The sequence below is a fragment of the Paenibacillus kyungheensis genome (assembly GCF_028606985.1).
GTDB lineage: Bacteria > Bacillota > Bacilli > Paenibacillales > Paenibacillaceae > Saccharibacillus > Saccharibacillus kyungheensis.
Genome location: NZ_CP117416.1, coordinates 4,951,442 through 4,978,275 on the forward strand (window position 1 = coordinate 4,951,442; position 26,834 = coordinate 4,978,275).

Consider the following 26,834-nt stretch of genomic DNA (forward strand, 5'->3'; position numbering starts at 1 on the left):
GTAAATAATAATGGCTATTATTTGTAATCGTTCTCATTTTTGGATTTTTATAAAAGTTGTTCTGATGTTGCTAAAAGATTATTTTTATAAAAAAGGCGAAATAGAGCGATATTCCTGCTCAAATGGGCTTAATCGCTTATTAAAAGTAGATACTCTTCTACATTATAGCGATAACCTTCACTTTGCTACGTTTAACATGCCTAACTAAATGGGTAATGTTTTTCACAGCCGTACGCAGTCTACGCCGAGATTGATACATTTGAGAGTTATGGTCTCTCTTCTTCCTCCGGTGGCAGGTCGTTCGCTTGAAAAGATCAAGGGGGTAATAATAGATGAGTCGCAATGTAACAATGATGCAATTTTTTGAATGGCATGTCGAGGCTGATGGTTCACACTGGAAAAGATTGCAGGAGACAGCAAAAGACCTTAAAAAAGCAGGAATCGGGACAGTATGGATTCCACCGGTAACCAAAGGGCATACACCACAGGATACAGGATACGGTGTGTATGATCTGTATGATTTGGGTGAATTCGACCAAAAAGAATCGGTACGTACTAAATATGGTACCAAAAAAGAATTGCTAGATGCGATTGCTGCCTGTCACCGACTTGGAATCAATGTGTATACCGATCTAGTCATGAATCACAAAGCAGGAGCAGATGAGACCGAAGCATTCCATGTCATCGAAGTCGATCCGAATAACCGGACAGAAGAAATTTCTGAGCCATTCGAAATCGAAGGTTGGACGAAGTTCACTTTCCCGGGTCGTGGCGAAGAATATTCTGCTTTCAAATGGGATTATCATCATTTCAATGGTACAGATTATGATGCTCGTGCAGAACGCACAGGTATTTTCCGTATTGCTGATGAAGGCAAACAATGGAATGAAAATGTAGATAATGAATTTGGTAACTATGATTATTTGATGTTTGCTAACATAGATTATAATGTTCCAGAAGTTCGTGAAGAAATGATCAACTGGGGTAAATGGATGATCGATACTACCCGTTGTGACGGCTTCCGTCTGGATGCTATTAAACATATTAACTATGAATTCCTACGTGAATTTGTAGGCGAAATGATCAACAAACGTGGACAAGATTTCTATATTGTAGGTGAATTCTGGAATCCTGAATTAGCTGCTTGTCAGGAATTCTTGGATACTGTTGATTATCAGATTGACCTGTTTGACGTATCACTACATTACAAATTACATGAAGCTTCTCAATCTGGAGCTGCTTTTGATTTGTCTACGATTTTCAACGATACGTTAGTACAGACTCACCCGACCAATGCAGTAACCTTTGTCGATAATCATGATTCTCAACCAAATGAAGCGTTAGAGTCATGGATCGAAGACTGGTTCAAACCATTAGCGTATTCATTGATTTTGCTACGTAAAGATGGATATCCTTGCGTATTCTATGGTGATTATTTCGGAATCGGTGGCGAACATCCAGTAGAAGGTAAAAAAGATATGCTGGATTGCTTGTTATACTCTCGTTACCACAAAGCTTATGGTGAACAAGATGATTACTTCGATGATGCCAATATTATCGGTTGGGTACGTAAAGGTAGCGAAGAGATCGAACGCTCTGGTTGTGCAGTCGTGATGTCTAATAGCGATGGTGGCGACAAACGGATGTTTATCGGTGAAGATCATGCCGGTGAAATCTGGGTAGACATGACCAATGCGCGTGAAGATCATATTACGATTGAAGAAGACGGTTGGGCGACTTTCCCTGTCAACGGTGGTAGCGTATCGGTATGGGCATTGCCTGAACTGGATATCGAACATACAGAAGACAATGAAGATGACAGCTGTGTAGCTGTTCCTGAAGGAGAAGAATTAGAAGCGAACGTTGTAACCGATCATGATCACCATGAATCTCATGACAACGAACCTGCTAATTCATAATAGTCGATCATAAATCAAAGCGGAATATCTCCTTTGTATAAGGAGATATTCCGCTTTTTTTGCTATATAATTAAAACAACATATTAATTGGATTGAAACTGATGATAACTTACAAATTCAGCGACAGGCTTGCGGTAACCGCGAGGTCTTTGACTGGAAGTATCTTCTTTGCCAATAGTAATCATCATAACAGGTACATGGGTATCTGGAATATCCAGTTCGTTCGCAACTTGTACCGGATCGAAGCCGATCATTGGACAAGTATCCCAGCCTTTTTCTTTGGCGATAAGCATCAATGCCATAGCAGATAGACTTGCGTTACGAATCGCTTCTTCTTTTTGAAAAATCTCGCCTCGATCTTGATAAAATTGGATCGTAGAAGACACGGTCTGATCATATTCTTGCTTACTAAGTATTCCTAGATTGAACATACCTTCATAAATCTCAGCTGTATGCTGGTGAGCTTGTGTATTGCCCAACACCACAATCACAGCCGATGAAGTAAGTACTTTATATTGCTTACCCGAAGCTTCATACATTTTCTGCTTACCTTCAGTATCGTTAACGACTACATAATGAACATGTTGCAAATTAAAAGCAGAAGGTGCAAGCTTAACAAGGTTGAAAATTTCATCTAATTCTTTCTCAGTGATCTGAATATCCGGTATAAATTTGGTTGCTGATCTTCTGTTTTTGTATACATCCAAAAATTCTCCCAATGTATTTCCTTCTTTCTTATAACTAATTTATAGTATATATTATTTTATCGGTTAGTTATTATAAATTTGTATACCTATATTCAAAAAGATTGGAGTTCTACGATGGAAAATTTTAAAGATCGATTTAGCGAATCTTTTTTACAGCATTTTGTTGATGTGATGATAGAACAATCTTCCAAGTTCCAAGCAGATCTATTTTTGCAACAGATTTATGATGATCGGTGGCACGAACTTGCGTTCAAACAACGGTTACGGCATATTGCTGAAGCGATTACGGTTGCTCTTCCTCTACCTTATCCGCAAGCTATCGATATCTTAATTCAGGCGGCTCCCTACTGTCGGGGTGTAGAATATTTATTTTTCCCGGATTATGTAGAGTTAAATGGGCTGGAGCATTTGGATGTGTCGATACGTGCTTTGGAAGTATTCACTGTGTATTCCAGTGCTGAATTTGCTGTACGTCCTTTTATTATTCGATATCCGGCACAGATGTTAGAGCAGATGGATCGCTGGATCGTAAGCGATAATGAGCATCTACGCCGTCTGGCGAGTGAAGGATTCCGTCCACGCTTACCCTGGGCGACCCAGTTGCCTTTATTTATTCAAGATCCATCGCCAACGCTAGAACGATTAACCAAGCTTAACAACGATCCTTCGCTTTATGTACGTAAAAGTGTAGCCAATCATCTAAATGATATTGCCAAAGACCATCCTGATCGTATCGCCGAGTTAGCTCAACAATGGTATGGTCATCATACTCATACAGATTGGATTGTTCGTCACGGCTGTCGTACACTGCTGAAGCGTGATCATCCTGCTATATTGCAATTGTTCGGCTATATCGCCAGTGAAGACGTACATATAACCCATTTTCAAGTACAGCCGACTACAGTGATGATGGGCGATTATGTTGAGTTTTCATTTACACTGGTTAACGAATCGGCTACAGACCAATCGTTGCGGATTGATTACGAGATTCATCATATGAAAGCAAACGGCAAAAATGCTCCTAAACGGTTCAAATGGACAGCCAAATCTTTCGCTTCTGGCACCCATGTTATCCGCAAAAAGCATCTATTTAAAGAAATTACTACACGTAAATATTATGCAGGTATCCATTATGTATCGATCTATATTAATGGTGTAGAGCAAGATAAAGCTTCGTTTATGTTAGAGCTGTAGCTCACTTCAGCATTATCATTGCTTATGGCTTTTATTATGAAATACCACTCTTATATACCATCCAGATAGAATCATTCCAGCAAAAAAAGCAAGCCAGCTACAGCATTTAACTGTAGTTAGCTTGCTTTTTGTTATGAGCCATTATTTCAAAACGCGAATACGTTCTTCAAGCGGCTTGAACTCTTTGTCGCCTGCAGGTGCTGTTGGCTTACCAAATGGCATTTCTGCAACCAATTTCCATGATTCTGGAATATCCCATTCTGCTTTGATCTTCTCATCAATCAATGGATTGTAATGCTGTAGTGAAGCGCCATAACCTTCAGCTTCAAGCAATGTCCAGATCAAATATTGATGCATACCGGAAGATTGTTGTGACCATACCGGGAAGTTATCTTGATATGCTTGGAACTGCTCTTGCATACCACGAATAACCGACTCATCTTCGAAAAATAGGATCGTACCATAACCAGCTTGGAAGCTATCCATTTTTTCTTGTGTAGGGCCGAATTTGTCAGCAGGTACGATTTCTTTTAGAATATCCGTTGTAAATTGCCATAGTTGATCATGTTTTTCACCTAACAACACAATTACACGAGCACTTTGAGAGTTAAATGCGGATGGTGTATGTAGTACCACCTCTTCTACAATCTCTTGAATACGTTCGTCAGAAGTTACAGCTTCTTTGCTAATACCATAGATACTTCTTCTGTTCTTCATTGCACTAAGTATATCTGGATTCGTCATTACAATCATCCTCCTTCAATCAAATTGAGTACGGAAATATAATTGGTGCTCCTATGTTATTTACCCATTGTTATAAAAAACTATCAGTAACGTACAAAAATAAAGAGAAATACAATGTACTTTCTTGATCTATACATCTGTAAAGCTCGCTATAAGTATAGAAAAATAATACATATGTAGAGACACGATCATTTCATTTGTTTAAGGATTTATCTCTTTCGTTTAATACTACTTAGAATTCAAAATTATTATCCAATTAGAGACGCTAGGAGGGAAATGAGCATGATTGAGATCGGACTTACCGGATTCGGAGATCATCCCGAACTCTATGGCAAAATCAAAGCGCCAGAACGATTACCTACGTATAGTGAACATTTTCCTATCGTTGAAATAGATAGTTCGTTTTATGCCGTTCAACCTGTCAAAAATGTAACCAAATGGGTAGAACAGACGCCTGATCATTTTGGGTTTGTATTCAAAGCGTATCAAGGGATGACCGGACATTTACGCGGGAAAAAGAACTATTTCGATACCAAAGAAGAAATGTTCCAAGCATTCCATGTGTCGTTGCAACCGGCGATCGATGCAGGCAAATTAAGGATGGCATTATTTCAATATCCACCGTGGTTTGAATGTAATCGTGACAATGTCGATACCCTGCGCGAAACACGTGAACTCATGGGCGATATTCCTTGTGCTTTAGAATTTCGTAATCAAACCTGGTATATGCCAGAATTCCGCGAAAAGACACTGGACTTTATGCGTAAAGAAGATTGGATTCATACGATTGTTGATGAACCTCAAGCAGGCATGGGCTCGATTCCGATCATTACCGCCGCTACTTCCAAACAAGCAACCTATGTACGTATGCATGGACGCAATGTAGATGGCTGGCACAAAAGTAGTGATCCAAATTGGCGCAAGCTCAGATATCTGTATAAGTACAATACCGAAGAGTTAACAGAATGGCGGGATCGACTGCTAGAGATTCAGAACCAGTCCGAACATGTCTATGTGGTATTCAATAACAATTCGGCTGGCGATGCGACGCCAAATGCCAAAGAGTTAATTGAGATGTTAGCTGACAAAAATGTGTTGTCTGAAAAACATGATATCGGAAGTTCTTCATCATAATATATTTTAATGTAGTTTATATCGCTATTTTTGTACGTAAAAAAGTCATATCTCTTAATAAGAGATATGACTTTTTGCTTGGTATCACTTATGAAAATAAATCAATAGCATCTTGTGGTACATAAGTCTGTACACCGTTATGAATAACATTGCCTTTGAGCTTCACCGTTTTACCATTCCAGTCTGCTGTATTTTTAAATACAGGCAAACGCAATGTATCGTTTCCTTTGGTGACTACCACCACTGGATTACGAGCATCGGTCGCATCCCATTTGACGGTAGCGCCTTTAGCTGCAAAAGCAGTTTTGGCTGGTACAAATAATTGCTTGGATACATCTGCTAGATCCACTTGCAATGCTGAAGCCATATAACCAGCGATATCACTATTTTCCACAACTCCTGTTAACTGTACACCGCCCGGTGCATACGAATACAGAGCCACTTCACCGCCAGTATGACCGCCTGTTGTCCAGCCGATATGAGCACGTTTGCTAATCATTGGACCGACTGCGTAATTCATACGTCCTTTTTCGGCTGCTTTGATTGTAGCGATCTCTTCTTTTGTCAGATCAGTAATACCATAGTATTGTTTCATCACTGCTTTGATATTGGTACGGTTACTATTGAATTTCTCTTCTAATCCTTCACCGGTTGTTTTTGCTTTTTTCAACGGAGCAATAAAGGTAGACAACGGTTCTTCGTCATATGTTCCGGTTGTGCCTGCATCCCCAATCGTAATCCCGCCGTTACCATGATCGGTAGCCGCAATCACTAATGTATTCTGATCTTGTTTGGCAAAAGCAAGTGCTTTCGCAACAGCGCGATCAAAAGCATTCACTTCACTAATAATCCCGATCGGATCATTGGCATGAGCGGCCCAATCCACTTTACTACCTTCTACCATTAAGAAAAATCCTTCTTCATTTTGGGAAAGGACTTGAATCGCTTTGTCTGTCATTTCCGCTATACTTGGTTGCTTCACAGGATCACGATCCATATCGTTTGCCATCGCTGTATCGGCAAACATTCCCCATAACTTGCCGGAAGAAACGGCTTTTAGTTCTGCTGTATTTTTAACGATATTATAACCGGAGCTCGCAATCACTTTGGTCAAATCTTCGCCATCTTCACGACCTGCTGGTGTAAAGTATGTCGCTCCGCCACCAAGTACCACATCCATACCTGCATACACTTGTTGTTCGCTCAAAGCATCGTAATTGCTTCGATCTGGATAATGAGCACTAAAGTCTGCCGGAGTCGCATGCATAATTTCAGAAGTCGCTATAATCCCTGTCGATTTACCTGCTAATCTTGCTGCTTCTACAATATTGGCAACAGGTTTTTTAGCATCACCAGATGCTAATTTGGGAAGCCCTGGCATTGTATTTTGATCAGGCAATACGCCTACATAACCGGTATGTGATTTGAATCCTGTAGCAAAAGCTGTTCCTGCGGGAGCCGAGTCAGCGATAGCGGCATCCGCAGAATATGTACGCACAAGTCCGCTTGCCATTTCATCCAGTGCTAATGCTTTGCCTCCATTATACCAACGGGCTAACGTTGTACCATCCATGCTCATTCCATCTGGAATTAACATAATCACATTTTTGGCACGAATTTCTGGCTGTTCTTTACTCGCCGCACTAACCGTTTCGCCAGCAAGACCGAGCAGTAATGAGACAGCCAGTGTACCCGCTGTAATAGAAAGGTGCAGCTGATGTAATCTGCGTTTGTTGATCATCTTAAATATAACAATCATCCCCTTTTTTCTTTATGAACAGGATGATTGTAGCAATCAATGATCAATTTAATACCTTTATTACGTGCAATCTTTGTTAAAATCAAACCTAATCATTAACGCTATATTAAATCTTTTATTTCATATGTCATTATTCAAATAAACCTTATAAAACCTTTTATACAGGCAATATTTACACATTATTCACGATTTTTTTATAGATTTCAATCGCACTTGCACGTGATTGTTTAAGATCAACGATCGCATTTTTTTGCGGTTGATGAATTTCTTTCGCAGATAAGTGTTTTAGCTCTGGCATCCATTCACGAATATAGTCGCCTTCTGGATCATACTTGGCAGACTGAGTTACTGGATTGACTACCCGGAAATAAGGAGCCGAATTGATACCTAAGGAAGCACACCACATCCAGTTGCCCCGATTGATCACATTATCATAATCCAGTAATTTGCGACGGAAATACTGCTCGCCTAATGTAAAAGGACATTGCAGATTTTTGGTCAAAAACATACCCGATAAAATCCGCAACCGATTGTGGATTCGCCCTGTTTCATTAAGCTGTCTCATCGACGCATCTATAACTGGAATACCTGTTTCTCCTTTATACCATGCTTCAAAATGCTGATCGGTCAATTCAGACAGATCATACTTGTGTTCATATTTAAAATAATGCTCATCATAGATCGCCTGATATAAGTAGAAATCACGAAAAGATAGCTGTCGCACCCATTCTTCGTGTCCCTGTGTACGCAAAGCATCGTCAAGCATCTGCCGAATCGAAATCGCTCCAATCGTTACATGTGGATTCAGATCGCTAGAGGGATCAATACTGTAATAATCACGTTCTTCACCATAATCAACTATTTTGCTTTGAAGAAATGTATGCAAGATCGGTTCTGGATCTTCTGCCGGTTCATAATCATCCAATGAAAAAGGTAAATCAAACTCATTCGACAATGGTAAAGGATCACGCGAAACATGCAAGTCTTTGAGACTGATACTGGACGCATGATTAGGATGCTGTTCGAGAAAGTCTAACCATTTACGATGAAAGGGAGCAAACACTTTATAAAATCCATCTTTGCCTGTGAAATCTGTAAATGGCTCGACATCGATTAACATATGATCGACAAGTAATGTAAAAGCGACATCGGCTTTGTCTGCAACAGCTTTTAATTTGCGATCTCGTTCTTTGGCATACGGAGTAAAATCGCGGTGAGTCACCACTTCATCAATATCAAGCTTGTCCAATACCTGCTCTAACACCGTATCAGGCTGTCCATATACGATATGTAACGTTTTGTGTTGAGCTTGATATAACTTCTGGAGACGATGCACATGGCGTAGAAAGTTCACACCGCTATGCTCTTTTTCTCTTCCTTTTCGCAATAAAAAAGGATCAATAATCAGTAGATGTACACTTTGTGCTTCGGCGTCATGAATATAATTAAATCCGACTAGATCATGAGCTCGCAAATCTTTGCGATGAATAAATAATTTCAAAAGGAATTCCTCCTATAATGTACGTCTGCTACTCTTTATTAGGGATTACCCTTTTGCCGTACTTTCATTCAACCGTTCAATGATTTCAGTCAACGTCATATCTGTCATAGATGTTAATCGTAGATCATGGTGTTCAAATGGCAAAAAGGATGTCACCGGATTCGGCACAATCGTACAGCGTAATCCAGCGGCTTTGGCGGCAGTCAATCCATTTAACGAATCTTCAAAAGCCAGTGCTTCGTACGGTTCAACTCCAAGCGCTGTCACCACCTGTGTATACAATTCTGGATCAGGTTTCACTTTGGTGACATCATCACTGGTGCGAATGACTTGAAAATAGTCTGCCAATCCTAGCTTCGTTAAAAAGCGCTCAATCCATGCACGATTCGAGCTGGTTGCCAGACCTATTTTCAATCCCAATTGCTGTGCTTCGGCTAGATACTCATGTACACCTGCGCGAGCTTCTAAATGTTCCATTTTCTGATCGTGTAAACGGCTGACCGCTTGATCCACTTCTGCTGAAATACCCGGTTGCTTCAATGTGAGATCAATATAATCTAGAAATTCTGTTCCATGTGTACCAATACTCGGTGCAAATTGTTCCAGCGCAAGCTCCATTTTATACGTACGCAGTACCTCTTGATAACACTCAAACCACACACTTTCGGTATCCAATATTAACCCATCAAAATCAAAAACAACTGCTTTTATCATTCCCTTTTCTCCCCTTTAGTCCAAGTATTTATCTACATCTATTTAGTCGTTAAATCGTTTATCACATCAGCTATTTCCCTATCTCTTTTCTTTTTAAACATTTTGTCTGTTCATGTAATCTTTTGTCAAACGATTAAGACAGATTGTTTAAATCACAATGCTGTCGGGTAATGTTAACTATCAGCGAGTTCGAGCTAAAGCATAGACGGCTTGTTGATCATTTAAAAATGATTCCTTTACATTAAATACAAATTTATTCTATTTGAACAGGAGATGTTAATGATGAGTAACGATAACGGTTTGGGCGATAAAGTAAAAGGTGCAGTATCTAAAGCTAAAGGCGAAGTGAAAGATCAAGTAGGTAATGCTACAAATAACACTTCTCTACAAGCAGAAGGTAAAGTAGATAAAGCTAAAGGCGCAGTACAACAAAAAGTCGGCGAAGCAAAAGACGATCATAACCGCCACTAAAATTAAATTTCACCACAATCCCCTATAGCATATGCAGTCATAAATATATTTTATAAAAAAACTCACCTCATTTGATACGAGGTGAGTTTTTTGTTGCTATTAATTAGTCTTATTCTTTCCCTTTTACAAAAGTACCCGAATCCATCATGATCACAGTAGTAGAAGCATCTACATCGGCATCATCATATACAGTATGCGTATATTCAGGAGCAGGAAGCGGATGACTAGCATCTACTCGATAAAAAACACCGTATTCGTTGTAAATCGTGCCCACTCTGTTTTGCAGTTCTTCCATTTGTGTAGAACTTGCCAATTGTTGATCTGTAACTCCATTAGCACTTGCAAAGCTATGCACAGCTACACCAGCAGTCAATACAAGCGCACTTGCTACTGTAATGACACTTAACTTCTTCATCATAAACGCATCACCTACTTTATTTTATATGTACTTTTTAAATTTAACATTTATTAGATAATAATACCATTTTAAGGTTAATGATTTTCGACAATAAACTATTTAAGATCTTTCTTGGCGATCTGCAAACAAGAAAATGACAAATACTATGAAAGAAATTAATACGAAATACATATTTTCTACCCAATCGAGTTTATATAATGTATCTGTAAACAAGCGATAGAGCACAATCAAAATACCGGATACCACCATAGACAAAATAAAGCTGATAATTTTCTTTTTCATATATTATATTTGCATCCATCTCATGATGTCATTGTGGGATGTCCTTTCTTCTAGTTTGTTGAAGTTTTCATTCTAAACTTGTCATCTATATAAATCAAATACCTTCTCAAACAAAAAAAGACCCAATTTCTTGGGTCTTTTCGTATATTTAGCAGTGATATTCTGTTTCTTATTTAACCCATTGTACGATTTCGTCTAGAGATCTTCTTGCTTTAGGGCGTAATTCTTTTTCTGTACGGTAGCCAAAAGCAGCCATAACACTTACGCCGTACTCGCCGCTACCCATTAGACCTGCATCGCTCAAAATTTGTTCAACTGCTTCTTTTTGGAAGCCTTCGATCGGACAAGAGTCGATACCGATTTCTGCCGCAGCCGTCATCATATTACCTAGTGCAATATAGGTTTGTTTGGAAGCCCAGTCAAAAAGAGCACGTTCGCTTTCCAACAAGTTCAAGTCTCTTTCTTGGAACTCTTTATAACGTGGAAGAATTGTTTCGAACATTTCTGCTGGCATTTGTTTTACTTCGATCATTTGATCACGCAAATAATCAGAATCATAACGTACATCTGTACGCGCCAAAATGACTACAAAGTGACTTGCTGTTGGTAATTGACCTTGTGCACCCCATGTAAATTCACGTAATTTCTCACGCAATTCCGGGCTTTGGATTACTAGAAATTTCCAGGGCTCTGAGCCCACAGAACTTGGTGACAAGCGACCTGTTTCTAAAATAAATTCAAAATCGTCTTCGGAAATTTTTTGCTCTGGATCAAATGCTTTGGTAGCATGTCTTGCTTCATAAGCTTGCAAAATCTCTTGTTTGCGTTGTTCTTTATTCATGGATATCTCTCCTATGCCTATAATTTATTCTCTATTGTAATATGCACGATATATAACATACTTACTTTTAAATACCAAAGATAGTATACCGTTTATATCGTTTGTCGTCAATTGGATCACATTCAATTTGTAGCGATTGGTTTAATATATACATAAGCCTGTTATGATATACGTTAGACATGCTGTAAAGGAGATGAATTATGAATACATATCCAACCACAGTGCCACGTACGATTGCACGTTTTATCTTTGCACTCTTTTTTATAGCGGCGTGTGTAGCTCACTTTGTTGAAGTTGATGGATTTGCCAAATTATTACCTGCCTTTGTTCCTTTCAAAAGTACATTAATTATTTTGACAGGGATTATCGAATTAGCATTAGCGATTCTGATCTTGATTCCTGCCTGGCGTCAACGTGCGGGTGTATGGACAGCATGGTATCTAGTGCTGATTTTCCCAGCAAATATTTATGCGGCGATTTACCAGATTCCAGCACCGGGTCAAGCGTATACTGATCCTGCGGCTCTATGGATTCGCTTGATTTTTCAGCCATTAATGATCTGGTGGATTCTATGGTGTACCCGCCCACCGAAGCCACGTACAGACTAAGTCTATCCCAATCCAAACAAAAAGCACTGGTGAAAGAAAGATGCCAGTGCTTTTTCTTATTTATACATATGCATGCACTTTAGGATTGTATTCCTGATACGCTGTCTGTAACTGATTCAGTGTTAATGCGCTATCTTCGATAATAGCTTTACGCTTTGCTTTGAGTACAATCTGTTCAATATCTGCAAAGCTACATCCATGTAGCATCGCTGACGCTGATTGTTCCAGACTTCCTATCGTAGCAAATGAACCGATCAGTAAATGAATATACTGCTGACGATCCTGCTCGGACGGCATACCATAATCCATCTTCGTATCAAAACGACGCCACACTGCATGATCTAACTCATCTGCTAGATTGGTCGCCGCTACCAGAATACTTTCTCCTTCAAATTCATCCATACATTGCAGTAGCGTATTAACGACCCGTGACATCTCTTTTACTTCATCGTTGTTATCACGAGTACGTGCAATCGCATCGAATTCATCCAGAAATAACACACAAGGTGAAAGACGGGCAAAATCAAATATTTTGCGAATATTCGAAGCTGTTTCTCCTAAATGGCTATGAATAATCGTATCCAAACGCACGAGCACTAGCGGCAATTGTAGTCGCTCTGCTATATAAAAAGCAGTTAGCGTTTTGCCTGTTCCCGGAGGCCCTGACATCACTAATTTGTTAGGCATAGGTACATCTTGTTCGATAAACTTTTCTTTCATATCCAGGATCATCATAAATTCATCTATAATACGTTGATTGCACTCATTTAAAACGATATGTCTTACTTTGCGAGCACATTCTTTAGGCATATATACAGTCGCCATATCTGTTCCTTTTGCTTTGGGCAAACGGCTGTTATTTTTATTCGTTTTGTTCATACAGGTTAACAACTCCTTGCTCCACTTTATTAATAGTAATTATTACTATTAAACAGTTTAACAAGTTTTGCACTGAAGAACCAGTCTTTTCTTTATAGTTGTATCGTTTATTTGGTAGTAACGATAGTGTAATTGCCTGATAAATGGGTAGCAAATTGAATCGCTTTGGTCGTCGGATTGTAGTTGGTTAATTTGCCTTTCAAATATTGCTGTGTTCCATCTGCATATTCTGCACAGACAGAGAGATGATTCAGTTGAGACGCTGTTAATTTTTTGTCAGGCAATGGAAGAGCGATCCATACATCTTGAGGCGAACTGGTATCAGGGATCACGACTTGTAAGGTAGTTCCTACTGCTCCTTGTGGGGAAATCGTTTGACGGTCGCTACCTAACCGAATCGTCATATCTGTATGATCAGATTGCAATGCTTGGCGAGGAATCGTCATTCTACCATGCCAGGCTTGGATACTAATTCCCAGTTGGGAGTCGGCAAACAATTTTTGAGCACGTGATGTTAATACTACAGCTAATTCAGCCGCAGGAGGCATTTCTGGAGGAGCAGGCATACTCAAGTAAGCTGTATTTCCTGTATCTCTACGCAACATATCTACTGTTAAAGCAGCTTCTTTCACATCAATTTTGGCGGTATCTTGCAGATATTCATTATCTTTTAGTAGACGTTGTACTTGCATAGAAACAGGATGCCCTTTTTGATCGGTATGCATAAGCGCTTCAGATACAATTGTTCCAACAATAGATTCATCTGCTGAAGGATTCACCATATGTTCGTCTGGCATAATATCGGTCATACTTGGTGCTTCTGTCGGAATAGTTACAGCAGGTTCAGGCTCGGATCTATATTCATCCTGAACTTCAGTCACTTTACCGGATTCATCGGTACTCATCATCGCATACGCTTTATTTTGTTGATGTTCATTCGTCAATTGTATAGGTAAAAAAGAAGTTGTCGTTATGGCTACAATAGATAAGGATGCCATCATCGCCACAGGGGTATGAATATATTTGTTCATTTTTTGAATGAATAAGCGTAATTTCATCCTGATAACCTCCATTAATAAATGTTATAATCTGGAATATCAGATTACTATTAGTATAATATATTCCGCTGAACATTTCCTGAACATTCCTACTTTTAGTAAATACTTCCTATTCCTAATTTCAACTTTTTTCCCCTCCTATATCGCTTAATTTCCGAATATAAAACCACCGAAATTTGACTTCTTATTTACAGTTATTGTTTAATTTAAGTGTAAACGGGTAATTACAAAGGAACTCTCTTTGAGGAGGTACAAACTAATGGGATTTATGGAAAATTGGAAAGCACTTCAGAAGTACTCTGCTAATGCAGCAGAACGGTTTTTGACCATCTATCTGAACACCGAACCAACTGCCAACACCCAGCCGGAATGGAAGCTACACCTCAAGAACGGTTTCAAAAAGCTTGCTGAATACACTGAAGCCGGTGACGAACGTAGACATTTAGATAGCCTACTTGCTCTACAGTCCAAAGTCGAAGAACGCGTAGAAAACAGTCGGAATGATATGAAAAAAGGTCTGATTATCGTAGCGGATTCATCTGGTGGATTATTCTTTTGTGAAAAAGTACAGATTGGATTATCAAATGCTTTTTATTATGAGGCAGAACCACGTTTAGAAGAATTACATGCGATTACGTCCAAATGCCCTGCTGCGGGTATCGTGCAATTAAGCAGTGATTCGGTAACTATTATTGATAGTCTACTATGTGAGATTAACAATGAATATTATTTTGAATGGGATATTGTGAATGATGAGTGGCGTGAACGTCCAAGTCAGAGTACAAGCGATCTCAAGTCAACGGTGAACAAGCAACGTGAGGATTACAAAGAACGTTGGGAAGTTGATCAAGCTCGTTGGGTCAAACGATTGACTCCGATCATTGAACGTATGGCTAGAGAAAAGCAGTGGGAAGAAATTATTTTAAGCGGTGAAAAAGCTGCTGCTTCTCATGTGAAAGAAGCTCTGCATACAACCACACCGATTCATATTGTTCCTAAAAATCTAAACAATATGAAATCACGTGAAGTGTTACAAGAAGCTTATGCTGTTCTTCAATCGTAAATGCATATGTAATCTATGATTTGATTTCTAATAAGCATAATCATAATGGATCATTGACATGATAGTGAAAATAACAGCCCTCTATTTGCTGGTTCTTAACCATAGATAGAGGGCTTTTTTAGTATATATTTATAGGAACATTTGTTCTTATTATTATTTTGTGATAAGGTGGATATCATAGCAGTGTATCGTATACACTTAATAGCAAAAGGCTAATCATCACTTAACAACGGATATAGCTTGTTTGCATAGTATACGATTGATAATGATGATAAGTAAGGAGGATAGTATATGCGTATTTATGTGACTGTCAAAAGTCTGGGCAAACGCAAAAATGCTCTAACTCGTGAACCTCTAGATATTCTTAATGTGCCTGGCACATTGCGCGACTTTTTAACTGAAGTTGTTCAAGAAAATGTACGTGCTTTTACAGAGCGTCAGAGCAATTCTTCATTGCTCTCCTATTTAACACCAGAGCAGGTTAATGAACAAGGCGAAACAGGTAAAGTTGGATTTGGTCATATGCATGATGATCGTATTCCTAACGAGGCAAATGCTGTTCAAGCTGCATTGTTGGCTTTTGAAGATGGACTGTATAAAGTATTTATTCGTGAACAAGATATTGAACATCTGGATGATGTTATTCAACTCTCTGATGGGGATGATGTTGCTTTTATTCGATTTACAATGCTGGCTGGACGCCTATGGTAAGAAAGGGGAGTATCGATAATGAGTGAACGCAATTATTATGGTGAATATCTTGAACATTTGCAATCAGTGACTGCTGAACTAACAGGTCAACAACAGCAGATTGCTAAGTGCTGTGTACACTTTTACGAGCATACGTATATTAGTAATAGTGAGGATGAAGTCGAACAATTAAAACAGATATTAGGGGTGAAAAGTGATCAAGAACATTTGTCATTTGAACCTTTAATTGAAGTCGTGAAACATTTATCAGATCAAGCGACTGCGGATAAATTCCGTTATATTACAGAACATGCGACCGAATATCCGTATAGTGTAGGTTATTATCGTCGTCCTTATCGTACAAACGATATCTCTTTACATATAGAAGCTATCTTATCTCAACTTGTGTCTCTCTTTTTCCTGAATGCTTATGAGTTCGATCTGATGACGTATTTGACTGATCGCAATTATCCGCTAAATCAGGATTATCGTGTACAAAAAGATGCGATTGCTATTCATATTGCTTACGCATGGGATCACGATCAAGCTGAAGTGAAGCAAGCGTTACATGACATTATTTATGGAGACAATCAGACTGCTCTATTCGATCGCTTGATGATTGAAGGAATGCTGATGAGTCATCAACCTGAAGCATATCAGATGATTAGCGAGTTACTGGTAGCGGCTCGTCTGCAAGAAGGTCTACGTCAAAGTATCGTCGAGCAACTGGATGAAGGTACTTTAGAAGCGACGATGACTATACTTCGTACTATTATTGAAAATGATCTGATTCGTTACAGCTCTATCGTGCGTGCATTAGGAACATGGACAGGTATTAATCTGGAAGCGACCAATCCACGTCTATCCAAGCAACTCATCATACAAGCGTATGAAGCATTAACAGACAGCTCCGTACGAGAAGAATGGTTAAGCAGTGAGAATGCGAATCATATCTATATGAGCCTTTGGGCAACTGCTGTACATGAAGAACAAGATGTCTATGATCGGATTCAACATCTAATGAATACAGGAGCGCGTTATCAAAAGATTGTAGCGCTCTATGTTCTTCGAAATAGTCAGAATAAAGATTTGCGTCTACGCATTGCACAGCCTCATCTGGCTGAAGAAGATGATGAATTACGCTACTGGGTACTGGTGAACTATGATTATGAATGTAACTACTCATGGCAAACGATCAATGATACGTCCGCTCTTCAATTGGTTGTTCCTCGTACCCCATTATTAGAAGATAAAGACGTACGCAGACGTGATTTTGAACATTTTCGCCATCTATTTTTAAGTCTCAATGGACGTGAGATCTCATTCCAATCGAGCGTACTTGATTTTGTACAGGTGAGTTATTCTGCAGATCTGCCTGTCAGAAAAATGCTGTATCTAGCGGCTTATGATATGGATGAACAATGGATCAGTGAGATTTTGCAATTAAAAGATAAATTAAGCCCTGATCTACGGGGAGCTATACTACAACATTATCTTTCCAATACAAATGCACCGGAACAACGTCAATTTGTGTTTGCTTCGCTGTCTGATAAAAGTATGTCTAATCGGGAGTTAGCACTCAAACAAGCTAAAAAGCTTACTTTAACCGATCCTGAATTACAAAATATCGAAAATCTACTCAAACTCAAAACAGGTTCATTGCGTCAGGGTTCTATTCAATTGCTACTGAATCAACCTGCGGACTCATTAGATGCTACAGTGGAACGTCTGATCCAAAGTAAAAGCGAATTGCAACGTCTAGCTGGACTGGAGACGATCAGCGAATTACAAAGCAAACCAGAACGTTCTGAGCAGTATGAACGTTTACTTCCATTGATCGAAAAAATCTCCAAACCAACAGCCAAAGAACAAGTATTGATCGACAAATTAGGGGCTTCCGAGGAATATAACGAAACCAATGGCTTTGGATTGTTTGATCCGCAAATGATCGATACATGGTTAAAAGAAAAGCCAGAACAACCTGATTTCCAGTTGAATCGTGATGTATTTACAATTGAACCGAAGCGCATCACCGATTTTCTACAAGGATTAAATGATCTAATACATGAACATCGAGATCATGAATATACAGTCGAATACTATAGCGGTTATAACGAAACGATGTTAATTGGTAATCGACTCGATGGAGGTTGGTACAATCGTAATGAGGATGTAACAACGCCTCAAATCGAACGCTATCCTTTACCAGAGGTATGGCAACACTATCTACAACAAAGTGAACTGCCAGCAGAAGGTATATTGCAGTTATATTTGTACACTCAGGCTGAAATGTATGAGCAGACATTGCGCGATTTATACAGTTATTTCTCCGATCAAATGGATTATATGGAGTTAGGCAAACATACCTTATTAGAAGGCTGGCGCAAAACATTTATCGAATCGATTTATCCATTAGAACAAATCTTAGAAGTACAGACATTCTACAAAAATCTTCCTTATCGCCAACAATTAGATGAGCTGATCCGAGCTTATTTGGAAGATAGTGATAAACAGGCTACTTTCGCTATGGTTCGGGATGCATTGATTACAATGATCTATACGTTCCCGCAAGAAAAACTACAAGAAGAAAGTGGTCTTTTTAAATTTTTGATTTCACCGTGGCGTTTGTTAGTGCGCAGTCGTCTTTATGATCAAGAATCGTCGATGCAAATGTTCCATATCTTTTATACATTGGAATTTTATTATGGTCAGGATGGCCTACTGGGCACAACCGATTATGCACGTGCTTATGAATGGGACAAAATCAGCGATAACGAAATCTACTCCAAAATTATGAGCAGCGATCTGAGCCGTCAGTTTATTCGAGAATTAACATCTCAAAATATCAAATATGCTAGCCATATCAATCTCAAAGAATATCCTAAAATGATTCCGATACGAGATAATGTCCTCTCTCGTATTCTAGAAATCGAACTTAGCCGTGGAGAATTGGTAACTGGCGTGACTTCACTGGCAATGAATATTGAACGTGTAGAAGGTACTGAAATATTTATTCGTATTTTATCGAATCTACAAAAAGAAACGTTTGTACGAGGATATATTTACGGGTATGGCAATAGTATTACGAAAAAAGAAACGTTCAGTCATTTGCTCAAAAATACGTATCCTCTAGAAGGCGAAGATGAGCACAAGCTAGAGTCGTTACTTCAGCAACACCCTATTGATGATAAAAAGTTACTCGAAGCGGCAATGTATGCTCCGCAATGGATCGAACTGATCGCCAAACATCTAGGTTGGAAAGGTCTACGTAGTGCGGCATGGTATTTCCATGCGCATATCAATGAGACATTTTCGGCGGAAAAAGAAACGATTGTAGCTCACTATTCACCGATCTCACCACAGGAATTTAACGATGGTGCGTTTGATATTGTCTGGTTCCGACAAGCTTATGATGAATTAGGAGCAGAACGATTCGATATTTTATATGAATGTGCTAAATATATCTCGGCAGGTTCGAATCATCGTCGCAGTCAACTGTTTGCAGATGCTGTACTTGGTAAGCTTGATCTGGCATCGATTCAGCAATCGGTAGCCGATAAGCGTAACAAAGACCAGTTGCTGGCTTATAGCTTGATTCCACTCGCTTCCGGTACCAAGCGTGATGCTGATATTCGTCAGCGTTATGAATTTATCCAATTGTTCCTGAAGCAAAGTAAAACATTCGGTGCACAACGTCGTGCTAGTGAAGGCACAGTGTCTGCCATTGCTTTAGATAATTTGGCACGTAATGCAGGTTATACCGATGTTACCCGTCTACAATGGGATATGGAATCACGCAAATTGGATGATTTGCTCAGTTATTTTGAACCACACGAGATTGAGGAAGGACTGAATGTCTCTCTTGTTATTGATAGCGAAGGACAGACTAGCTTAACAGCGATCAAGCAAGATAAGCCGCTTAAGTCAGTTCCATCACGTCTGAACAAAAATGAATATATTATTCGTTTAAAAGAAGTCAAATCCGAACTGACCGACCAATATCGTCGTGCCCGTCAAGAATTAGAACGTTCCATGACGAACAGCACCACCTTTACAGCAGATGAACTGATCAAATTATCACATAATCCGGTTCTTGCTCCACTGGTCAACAGTCTGGTATTACAAACAGACAACAAGCTTGGTTATATAGATGGAGCATCTTCTGTATTGCGAAGTCCTGACGGCACAGAGCATCCGTTACAATTAGACGATCAAGTGATTATCGCTCACCCTGTTCATCTTTATGAAAGTGGTCAATGGAGTCTATATCAACGTGATCTGTTTGACCGTCAACAACGTCAGCCATTTAAGCAAGTATTCCGCGAATTGTATATCCCTAACGAAGATGAGAAAGCTAACGGTACACTATCTCGTCGTTATGCGGGTTATCAGATTCAACCGAACAAAGCGGTCGCTTTATTACGTGGAAGAGGTTGGACAGTGAGTTATGAAGAAGGATTGCAGAAAGTGTATTACAAAGAAAATATTATTGCGAATCTGTATGCACTCGCAGATTGGTTCTCACCTGCGGATACCGAAGCACCTACACTGGAGACTGTACAATTTTATAATCGTGCTACGTATGAAATGTTGCCATTTGATCAAGTATCGCCACTTATTTTCTCTGAAATTATGCGCGATGTTGATCTAGTCGTAAGTGTGGCTCATGTTGGCGGTGTAGATCCAGAAACAAGCTTAACTACGATTGAAATGCGTCGTGTGATTGTTGAAGAATCGCTACGTTTACTTCGTATCGATAATGTACAAGTTGAAGGCAATCATGCTCGCATAAAAGGAAGTCTGGGCAATTACAGTGTGCATCTTGGTAGTGCGATTGTGTATCAACAAGCGGCTAGTGCTCTGCATATTATTCCTGTACATTCTCAGCATCGTGGACGATTATTTTTACCATTTATGGATGAAGACCCGAGAACAGCAGAGATTTTGTCCAAAATCGTAATGCTTGCTCAAGATAATAAAATCAAAGATCCACAGATTCTAGCACAATTACAACCGCAACAATCTTCATAACGTTATCGTAAATAGTAAATTTAAATTGGGTAACAATCCAACGTATATCCCAAAGTATGTAAGTCTCTACTTCATCTAAACAAATCTAAAAAACCTCTGATGACTCTTTCTAATGTATCTCTAGAAAGAAGATCAGAGGTTTTTTTCACTTACAACTCCATCTCATGCCAGACCATAACTGCGGCTCCGGTAGCGACTGCATTTTCTTCTAATATTCCTTTAGAAAACACAGGGCGATAACTATTTGAATAATAGATATTCTGCTGAGCTACCGCAATAGCTGTATTGTAGAACAGATCATGTGAATTGATCAGTACACCGCCAAGAATAATCTTTTCAGGATGCAAAATATTGATCAGATTAGCCAGCCCTATGCCCATGTAAGCCGCAGATTGTGCAAAGATTTCTTTGATATAGTCATTACCTGTTTCTAGCGATTGTACCAGTGTAGTGAAATTAATCGCTTCCGGCTTGACTGCTACATGTCCATCCCACACATCGCGTCCCATTTTACTACGTGCTCGAACTTGTTGTTCTAATGCTTGTACCGAGGCAAAAGCTTCTAACGCTCCATAATTACCTGCACCATGAAGTCGCGGGCCGTCTGTCTGAATAATCATCTGTCCGATTGAGCCTTCCATATCTACAGCGCCATGTACGACATGTCCGTTAGACATCATCGCAGACCGTAGACCTGTACCGACATGCACATACAACATATGCTGGATATGTTCATCACGCACCATCCAGTGCTCTCCTGTCAAAGCGGTATTGGCTCCATTTTCAAGCGTAACCGACAATCCTGTTGCTTCTTCTAACCAGCGCCGAAGAGGAACATCTTTCCAACCCGGAGCGGCAAAGTATAGGGGGTTAAGTATTTTTCCTTGCTCACGACTAAGCGGGCCTACAGCACCTACGCCCATTCCTATCACTAATTCTGGTGCTATTCCTTGCTCGGCTAACATCTGTGCTACTTGCCCTTGAACATGTTGAACTAACCGCTGAGGTGTCATACTTTCATCCATAGACCAACGCACCATTGCTAACGGTTGCATCCGCATATCATACAAGCCTAACACCGAATAAATACGTGAAATATCCAGACCAAAAATATAGCGGAAATTCGCATTGATTCGATACAAAATCGGTCGTCTTCCACCTGTCGATTGACCGAATCCAGACTCCATAATCCAGCCTTCATTGGTCATTTCTTCAAGCAGACGGGTTAGACTACTGCTAGTCATCTGAAATTCATTCATAATTTCTGCTTTGGATATATCGTCCTGCATCGCGATTCGGTCATAGACTGCTTTTTTGATGGAGGTTACGCCTTTCATATGCTTACCCATAATAATCCCACCGTTTTCCCTACAATTCTGATCGGAATTGTTTTTTCACTTATTATATATGGTTTTTACAGGGAATGCTATGTATTTATTGCATTAAAATAGAGAAATATAACGATAAAAAAACCTCTTTTCTATAAGCAGAAAAGAGGTCGGTACTATCATGCTAATGTTCTAACAAACGATTATATCTAAAAAGATACGATCAGTCATAGATGTTCATTTGCAAAAATGGTTATTAGAAATGATTACTTCGCTTCGCCCACTACACTAAAGCGTGCGTTCACATGTGCTGCTTTTTCCGCTTCGTCTACAATTGCAATCGCATAATCAGCATAACTGATATAGCTGTTACCTTCATTGTTAACGATCATTTTCTCTCCACCCGCTGTGTAAGAACCGGTACGTGGGCCTTGTGCATCAAAAAAGGCAGCAGGGCTTAAAAATGTCCATTGAATACCGCTTGATGCTTTCAAATCGTCCAAGTTTTTACCCTGGTTAGATGCTGTTGGTTTGTAAGCATCAGGGAAGTCCGGTGTATCGATAAGGCGTACAGAATGAGCATCATCTACATAAAGGCTACCTGCACCACCTACAACGATTAAGCGAGTATCAGGAGCACCTTTCAAAATGTTGATCAACGATTGACCTACAGTGATATGAGATTCTTCTTGTCCTTGTGGAGCAGCATAAGCATTGACTAGAATATCGTATCCTTTAATATCTTCGGTTGTAATATCCAATACTTCTTTTTCGATTACATTTACTTTGTCATTTTGCACTTTAGAAGCGTTACGTACGATAGCTGTAACTTCGTGTCCTCTGCTCAAAGCTTCTTCAACGATCAATGATCCTGCTTTACCTGTTGCACCGATAACTGCGATTTTCATACTTAAAACCTCCATGTTGTATTAGTTGATGTATTGTAATGCTTATTACTATATGTGTAGCTCTAAAGCTTGTACTGTGTATTTCGCCTTACATGTAACAATTATAGTTACAGGATGAAATAATGTCAACTGTTCTGGTCGGATTACCAATAAGTATTTATTATAAAGTATAGATAGCAGCGAAATTGGGTATTCATACATTAGTACCTTTAGCGCGGTTATTCTAAACAAACGATAACGTCAATTACACGATAGTATCCAAAACTAAGGAGTGTCATTATGAAAAATATAGCGTGGATCGGAACAGGGCATATGGGTTTACCGATGGCTCATAATTTGCTGAAAGAAGGATATACATTACATGTCTACAATCGCACCAGTGAGCGTGCGAAGCCGTTAGAACGTGCAGGAGCAACACTGTATGCTACGCCTGCCGAAGCGACTGCTCAAGCTGAAGTGGTATTTGTGATGTTAACCAAAAAAGATGCAATTTATGATGTATTAAGCGGCGAACAAGGCATTCTTAGTCAGCTACGTGCAGGTATGTATGTGATCAATATGAGTACGATCAGCCCTGAAGAAGCCAAAGCATTTGCGAAGCAGATTACAGACAAAGGCGCAATTTATGTAGATGCTCCGGTATCTGGCTCTGTCGCTCCAGCAGAACAAGGAAATCTGGTTATTCTTGCAGGAGGTCAGGCTGAAGATATTCAAGCTTGCCAACCGTTTTTTGATATTTTAGGTAAAAAAACGATCCATTTCGGCGAAATTGGTCATGGTAGTTCTGCCAAATTATCTATCAATCTATTGTTAGGCATTTCGACACAAGCGATTGCCGAATCACTATTAATCGCTGAACGTTCAGGACTGCAACGTGAACAAGTATTAGAAATGTTCGGTGAATCTGCTGTAGCCACTCCGTTATTAGCAGGCAAAAAAGACATGTTTATCAACAACGAATTTCCAGCGGCATTTATGTTAAGTCTAATCTCCAAAGATCTAGGCTTACTCACTAATGAAGCCAAACGATTACATGTACAATTGCCTCTAGCTGAAGCAGCAGATCAGACATATCGTGAAGCTAACGAGAACGGTAAAGGTGAACTTGATCTAGCCGCTATCTGGCTTGAATTGCAAGAACGTCATCCCAATCAATCATAAAACTTAACGATTCTTAAGATGATTCTATAGATATACGAAAGCCTCCAATAAAGTCAGCCATCTATACTCACTTTATTGGAGGCTTTTATCTAGTTATTATGACATCAATCATCCTACTTCTATTGATCTTCATGCTAGCGAGAACATGAATTTATTTGCGTGCTGTACGAGTAATACCTTCTCGAATATAGTCGATTACCTTTTCCGCTGTACGCAATTGTCCTTCTGAATTATGAATAATTAGATCACACTCCGATAATGCCGCTCGTTCCTGATCATAGCTCTGAAGACGTTGCTTTTGTTCATCAATACTCACTTTACGATCGAATAATCGCTTTGCCAGTTGCTCACGATCTGCTAGCACTCCGATTAACAATACCCGATCGCCCCATTTTTCTTTGACCAGCTTAGCTCCTGGCGGGTCCATTACTGTCGAACGTACCTGTCCATCTTTTCCTGCATCTTCAATCGAACTGATCGAAGTTCCGTACAGATTGTTACGGTATTCGCTCATTTCTAACATCAATCCCTGACGAAACATAAGCTCAATTTGTTCTCTAGTCGCAAAATGATAATCAACCCCATCTTGCTCGCCTGCTCTGGGTTGACGGGATGTCCATGTGACAATTTTGGGTACTCCTAATCGTGCTTGTAATGTGCTTTTACCTGATGCACTGGGCCCTTGAAAAACAACGATTGAAAATGACATATTACATCCTCCTGCATCTGTAGTTCTTCTTTTTTTGTACAATTAGTATACCAAAAGATACACTGCATGATCTTTCTGTTGTGCAATACGCATTTATACTACAATAATACTTAGCCAAAACCCGAAAGGATGCTTGATCCACAGATGACATTATCACCATCACCTACATATGCAGTTCAATTCCAACATATCTCTAAATCTTTTCCCAGTGCACAACATGCTAGACCTGTATTAGACCAGATTAACGGCAATATCGAACAGGGCTCGATCACCACACTGGTAGGCCCTTCCGGTTCAGGCAAAAGCACATTGTTATCGCTGTGCAATCTATTACTTACACCAGACTCCGGACAATTATATATTCAAGGCAAAGAGATACAGACATGGTCGATTACTAAATTACGCCGAAAAGTTGGCATCGTATTTCAAGATGCTCCGATGGTGCAAGGAACCGCACTTTACAATTTGCAGATTGCGCAACGATTACATGGGATTGATATTGGCGATCCTTCGACTCTTATCGAACAAGTAGGATTGTCTGCTCATGTGCTTCATCAGCAAGTACAAGACCTTTCAGGCGGGCAAAAACAACGGCTAGCTCTAGCGCGCACCCTTGCGAATCAACCTCAGATTTTACTGCTGGATGAGATTACTTCTGCACTTGATCCTTCTTCTGTACGGGAGGTTGAGCAATTGCTACTAGATATCCAACGCACATCAGGCATTACACTCATCTGGGTCACACATCAGATGGAACAAGCGCAACGTGTCGGACAACAAACATGGTTTTTGATGAATGGACAATTGCTAGAACAACGACCAACCGCAGACTTTTTTGCACATCCACAGACCGAAGAAGCACAGCGATTTATAAAAGGGGAACTCCAATGACGATTATTGCATTAACGCTGTCTTTATGTTTTGTGTTATTTGCTGTAGTGTTGTCTCGTTCGTTCAAGTTAGGTCTGGAAAAAGATGTGCTGATCGCCACATTACGAGCCACGATCCAACTGCTAATTATCGGCTATGTGTTGAATTTTATTTTCGGCTTAGAGCAGTTATGGGTCGTCAGCTTATTTCTATTAGTGATGATCACTGTCGCGTCGCTCAATGTATCTAAAAAAGGAAAATCGGTTCCTTATATGACGATCAAAGTGTTTTTGACACTGGTGATTGTGGAGATCGTAACACAGGCGCTATTGTTAGGATTTGGGATTATTCCGGCAACAGCACGTTATATTATTCCAATCAGCGGTATGATTATCGGCAATTCTATGATTCTAGGCAGTCTATTAGTGACTCGGTTACGTTCGGAAGTGACGTTGCGACAGCGTGAAATTATTTTGCTATTGTCGCTTGGAGGTACACCCAGACAAGCGATTTTGCCGGTGCTCAAAAGCGCTGTTCGTTCCAGTATGATTCCAACGATAGACGGACAGAAAACACTCGGTCTGGTGCAGTTACCTGGTATGATGACCGGACAGATTATCGCTGGCGCTGATCCGATTACAGCAGTGCGTTTTCAATTGTTGATTGTGTTCACGACGATGACTTCGGCGATTATTACAAGTATTTTGCTTAGTTTATTTATTGCGCCTAGCTTGTTTAACAAACAACAACAGTTGCAGACCGAACCGTTAGAACAATAGATAGGCATACAAAAAAGACTCCTCAGTGCATGATGATGCGTAGAGGAGTCTTTGCTTATAGTAATC

Annotated in this window: 23 protein-coding genes; 11 read left to right on the forward strand and 12 right to left on the reverse strand. The window is 39.7% G+C overall.

The window, feature by feature from the left end; genetic code table 11:
• The first annotated feature begins 332 nt into the window (after positions 1-332).
• Positions 333-1,919, forward strand: a complete 1,587-nt coding sequence (locus tag PQ456_RS21500; RefSeq protein ID WP_273614045.1) for an alpha-amylase — start codon at positions 333-335, stop codon at positions 1,917-1,919.
• 83 nt (positions 1,920-2,002) lie between these two features.
• On the opposite strand, the gene PQ456_RS21505 is transcribed toward PQ456_RS21500, so the two are convergent.
• Entirely contained in the window at positions 2,003-2,638 is a 636-nt protein-coding gene (locus PQ456_RS21505; protein WP_273614046.1) for a nitroreductase family protein, read from the reverse strand.
• Between the two features lie 102 nt (positions 2,639-2,740).
• Here PQ456_RS21505 and PQ456_RS21510 point away from each other — a divergent pair, with 102 nt between their 5' ends.
• A complete protein-coding gene (locus PQ456_RS21510) occupies positions 2,741-3,820 on the forward strand; it encodes a DNA alkylation repair protein (protein WP_273614047.1) in 1,080 nt (359 codons plus the stop codon).
• A gap of 141 nt (positions 3,821-3,961) precedes the next feature.
• Here the strand turns inward: PQ456_RS21510 and PQ456_RS21515 are convergent, their stop codons facing one another.
• Positions 3,962-4,564 carry a nitroreductase family protein gene (locus tag PQ456_RS21515; protein WP_204826005.1) on the reverse strand — a complete coding sequence of 201 codons (603 nt, stop codon included), beginning with the start codon at positions 4,562-4,564 and terminating at the stop codon, positions 3,962-3,964.
• A 282-nt stretch (positions 4,565-4,846) separates the two neighbouring features.
• On the opposite strand from PQ456_RS21515, the gene PQ456_RS21520 reads away from it, so the two are divergent.
• Complete coding sequence (locus tag PQ456_RS21520) at positions 4,847-5,698, forward strand: DUF72 domain-containing protein (RefSeq protein WP_273614048.1); 852 nt, start codon at positions 4,847-4,849, stop codon at positions 5,696-5,698.
• 88 nt (positions 5,699-5,786) lie between these two features.
• Here the strand turns inward: PQ456_RS21520 and PQ456_RS21525 are convergent, their stop codons facing one another.
• The 3 genes from PQ456_RS21525 to PQ456_RS21535 form a co-directional block, all read right to left on the reverse strand.
• Positions 5,787-7,457 (reverse strand): alkaline phosphatase, encoded by a 1,671-nt coding sequence (locus tag PQ456_RS21525; protein WP_273614049.1) that lies wholly within the window; start codon positions 7,455-7,457, stop codon positions 5,787-5,789.
• A gap of 172 nt (positions 7,458-7,629) precedes the next feature.
• Positions 7,630-8,958, reverse strand: coding sequence for a cryptochrome/photolyase family protein (locus tag PQ456_RS21530; RefSeq protein ID WP_273614050.1), 1,329 nt, complete (start codon positions 8,956-8,958; stop codon positions 7,630-7,632).
• Positions 8,959-9,003: 45 nt separating this feature from the next.
• Positions 9,004-9,672: an HAD family hydrolase gene (locus PQ456_RS21535; protein WP_273614051.1), complete on the reverse strand. Its 669-nt coding sequence runs from the start codon at positions 9,670-9,672 to the stop codon at positions 9,004-9,006.
• Between the two features lie 282 nt (positions 9,673-9,954).
• Between PQ456_RS21535 and PQ456_RS21540 the strand changes: the two genes are divergently transcribed.
• The gene (locus tag PQ456_RS21540; protein ID WP_273614052.1) at positions 9,955-10,143 is read left to right on the forward strand and encodes a CsbD family protein; all 189 of its coding nucleotides are present in this window, start codon (positions 9,955-9,957) and stop codon (positions 10,141-10,143) included.
• Between the two features lie 109 nt (positions 10,144-10,252).
• On the opposite strand, the gene PQ456_RS21545 is transcribed toward PQ456_RS21540, so the two are convergent.
• Both PQ456_RS21545 and PQ456_RS21550 read right to left on the reverse strand, forming a co-directional pair.
• On the reverse strand, positions 10,253-10,561 hold the full coding sequence (locus tag PQ456_RS21545; RefSeq protein ID WP_273614053.1) for a hypothetical protein: 309 nt from the start codon (positions 10,559-10,561) through the stop codon (positions 10,253-10,255).
• A gap of 451 nt (positions 10,562-11,012) precedes the next feature.
• A complete protein-coding gene (locus PQ456_RS21550) occupies positions 11,013-11,684 on the reverse strand; it encodes an NAD(P)H-dependent oxidoreductase (RefSeq protein WP_273614054.1) in 672 nt (223 codons plus the stop codon).
• Positions 11,685-11,884: 200 nt separating this feature from the next.
• Here PQ456_RS21550 and PQ456_RS21555 point away from each other — a divergent pair, with 200 nt between their 5' ends.
• Positions 11,885-12,292, forward strand: a complete 408-nt coding sequence (locus PQ456_RS21555) for a DoxX family protein (RefSeq protein WP_273614055.1) — start codon at positions 11,885-11,887, stop codon at positions 12,290-12,292.
• A gap of 60 nt (positions 12,293-12,352) precedes the next feature.
• Here the strand turns inward: PQ456_RS21555 and PQ456_RS21560 are convergent, their stop codons facing one another.
• Positions 12,353-13,171 (reverse strand): AAA family ATPase, encoded by an 819-nt coding sequence (locus tag PQ456_RS21560; RefSeq protein ID WP_273614056.1) that lies wholly within the window; start codon positions 13,169-13,171, stop codon positions 12,353-12,355.
• A 107-nt stretch (positions 13,172-13,278) separates the two neighbouring features.
• Complete coding sequence (locus tag PQ456_RS21565; RefSeq protein ID WP_273614057.1) at positions 13,279-14,229, reverse strand: hypothetical protein; 951 nt, start codon at positions 14,227-14,229, stop codon at positions 13,279-13,281.
• Positions 14,230-14,488: 259 nt separating this feature from the next.
• On the opposite strand from PQ456_RS21565, the gene PQ456_RS21570 reads away from it, so the two are divergent.
• From PQ456_RS21570 to PQ456_RS21580, 3 genes are all read left to right on the forward strand, one after another.
• Positions 14,489-15,292, forward strand: a complete 804-nt coding sequence (locus PQ456_RS21570) for a VLRF1 family aeRF1-type release factor (RefSeq protein ID WP_273614058.1) — start codon at positions 14,489-14,491, stop codon at positions 15,290-15,292.
• A 291-nt stretch (positions 15,293-15,583) separates the two neighbouring features.
• On the forward strand, positions 15,584-16,003 hold the full coding sequence (locus tag PQ456_RS21575) for a hypothetical protein (protein ID WP_273614059.1): 420 nt from the start codon (positions 15,584-15,586) through the stop codon (positions 16,001-16,003).
• A gap of 18 nt (positions 16,004-16,021) precedes the next feature.
• The gene (locus tag PQ456_RS21580) at positions 16,022-21,013 is read left to right on the forward strand and encodes a DUF4132 domain-containing protein (RefSeq protein WP_273614060.1); all 4,992 of its coding nucleotides are present in this window, start codon (positions 16,022-16,024) and stop codon (positions 21,011-21,013) included.
• Between the two features lie 149 nt (positions 21,014-21,162).
• Here the strand turns inward: PQ456_RS21580 and PQ456_RS21585 are convergent, their stop codons facing one another.
• Both PQ456_RS21585 and PQ456_RS21590 read right to left on the reverse strand, forming a co-directional pair.
• Positions 21,163-22,362 (reverse strand): ROK family protein, encoded by a 1,200-nt coding sequence (locus PQ456_RS21585; protein WP_273614061.1) that lies wholly within the window; start codon positions 22,360-22,362, stop codon positions 21,163-21,165.
• 245 nt (positions 22,363-22,607) lie between these two features.
• Entirely contained in the window at positions 22,608-23,249 is a 642-nt protein-coding gene (locus PQ456_RS21590) for an NAD(P)-dependent oxidoreductase (protein ID WP_273614062.1), read from the reverse strand.
• Positions 23,250-23,528: 279 nt separating this feature from the next.
• Between PQ456_RS21590 and PQ456_RS21595 the strand changes: the two genes are divergently transcribed.
• Entirely contained in the window at positions 23,529-24,410 is an 882-nt protein-coding gene (locus PQ456_RS21595; protein ID WP_273614063.1) for an NAD(P)-dependent oxidoreductase, read from the forward strand.
• 151 nt (positions 24,411-24,561) lie between these two features.
• Here the strand turns inward: PQ456_RS21595 and PQ456_RS21600 are convergent, their stop codons facing one another.
• Positions 24,562-25,119, reverse strand: coding sequence for a guanylate kinase (locus tag PQ456_RS21600; RefSeq protein WP_273614064.1), 558 nt, complete (start codon positions 25,117-25,119; stop codon positions 24,562-24,564).
• A 144-nt stretch (positions 25,120-25,263) separates the two neighbouring features.
• Here PQ456_RS21600 and PQ456_RS21605 point away from each other — a divergent pair, with 144 nt between their 5' ends.
• Complete coding sequence (locus PQ456_RS21605; protein ID WP_273614065.1) at positions 25,264-26,010, forward strand: ATP-binding cassette domain-containing protein; 747 nt, start codon at positions 25,264-25,266, stop codon at positions 26,008-26,010.
• The gene (locus tag PQ456_RS21610) at positions 26,007-26,768 is read left to right on the forward strand and encodes an ABC transporter permease (RefSeq protein ID WP_273614066.1); all 762 of its coding nucleotides are present in this window, start codon (positions 26,007-26,009) and stop codon (positions 26,766-26,768) included. The genes PQ456_RS21605 and PQ456_RS21610 overlap by 4 nt, the downstream gene beginning before the upstream one ends.
• Positions 26,769-26,834 lie beyond the last annotated feature (66 nt).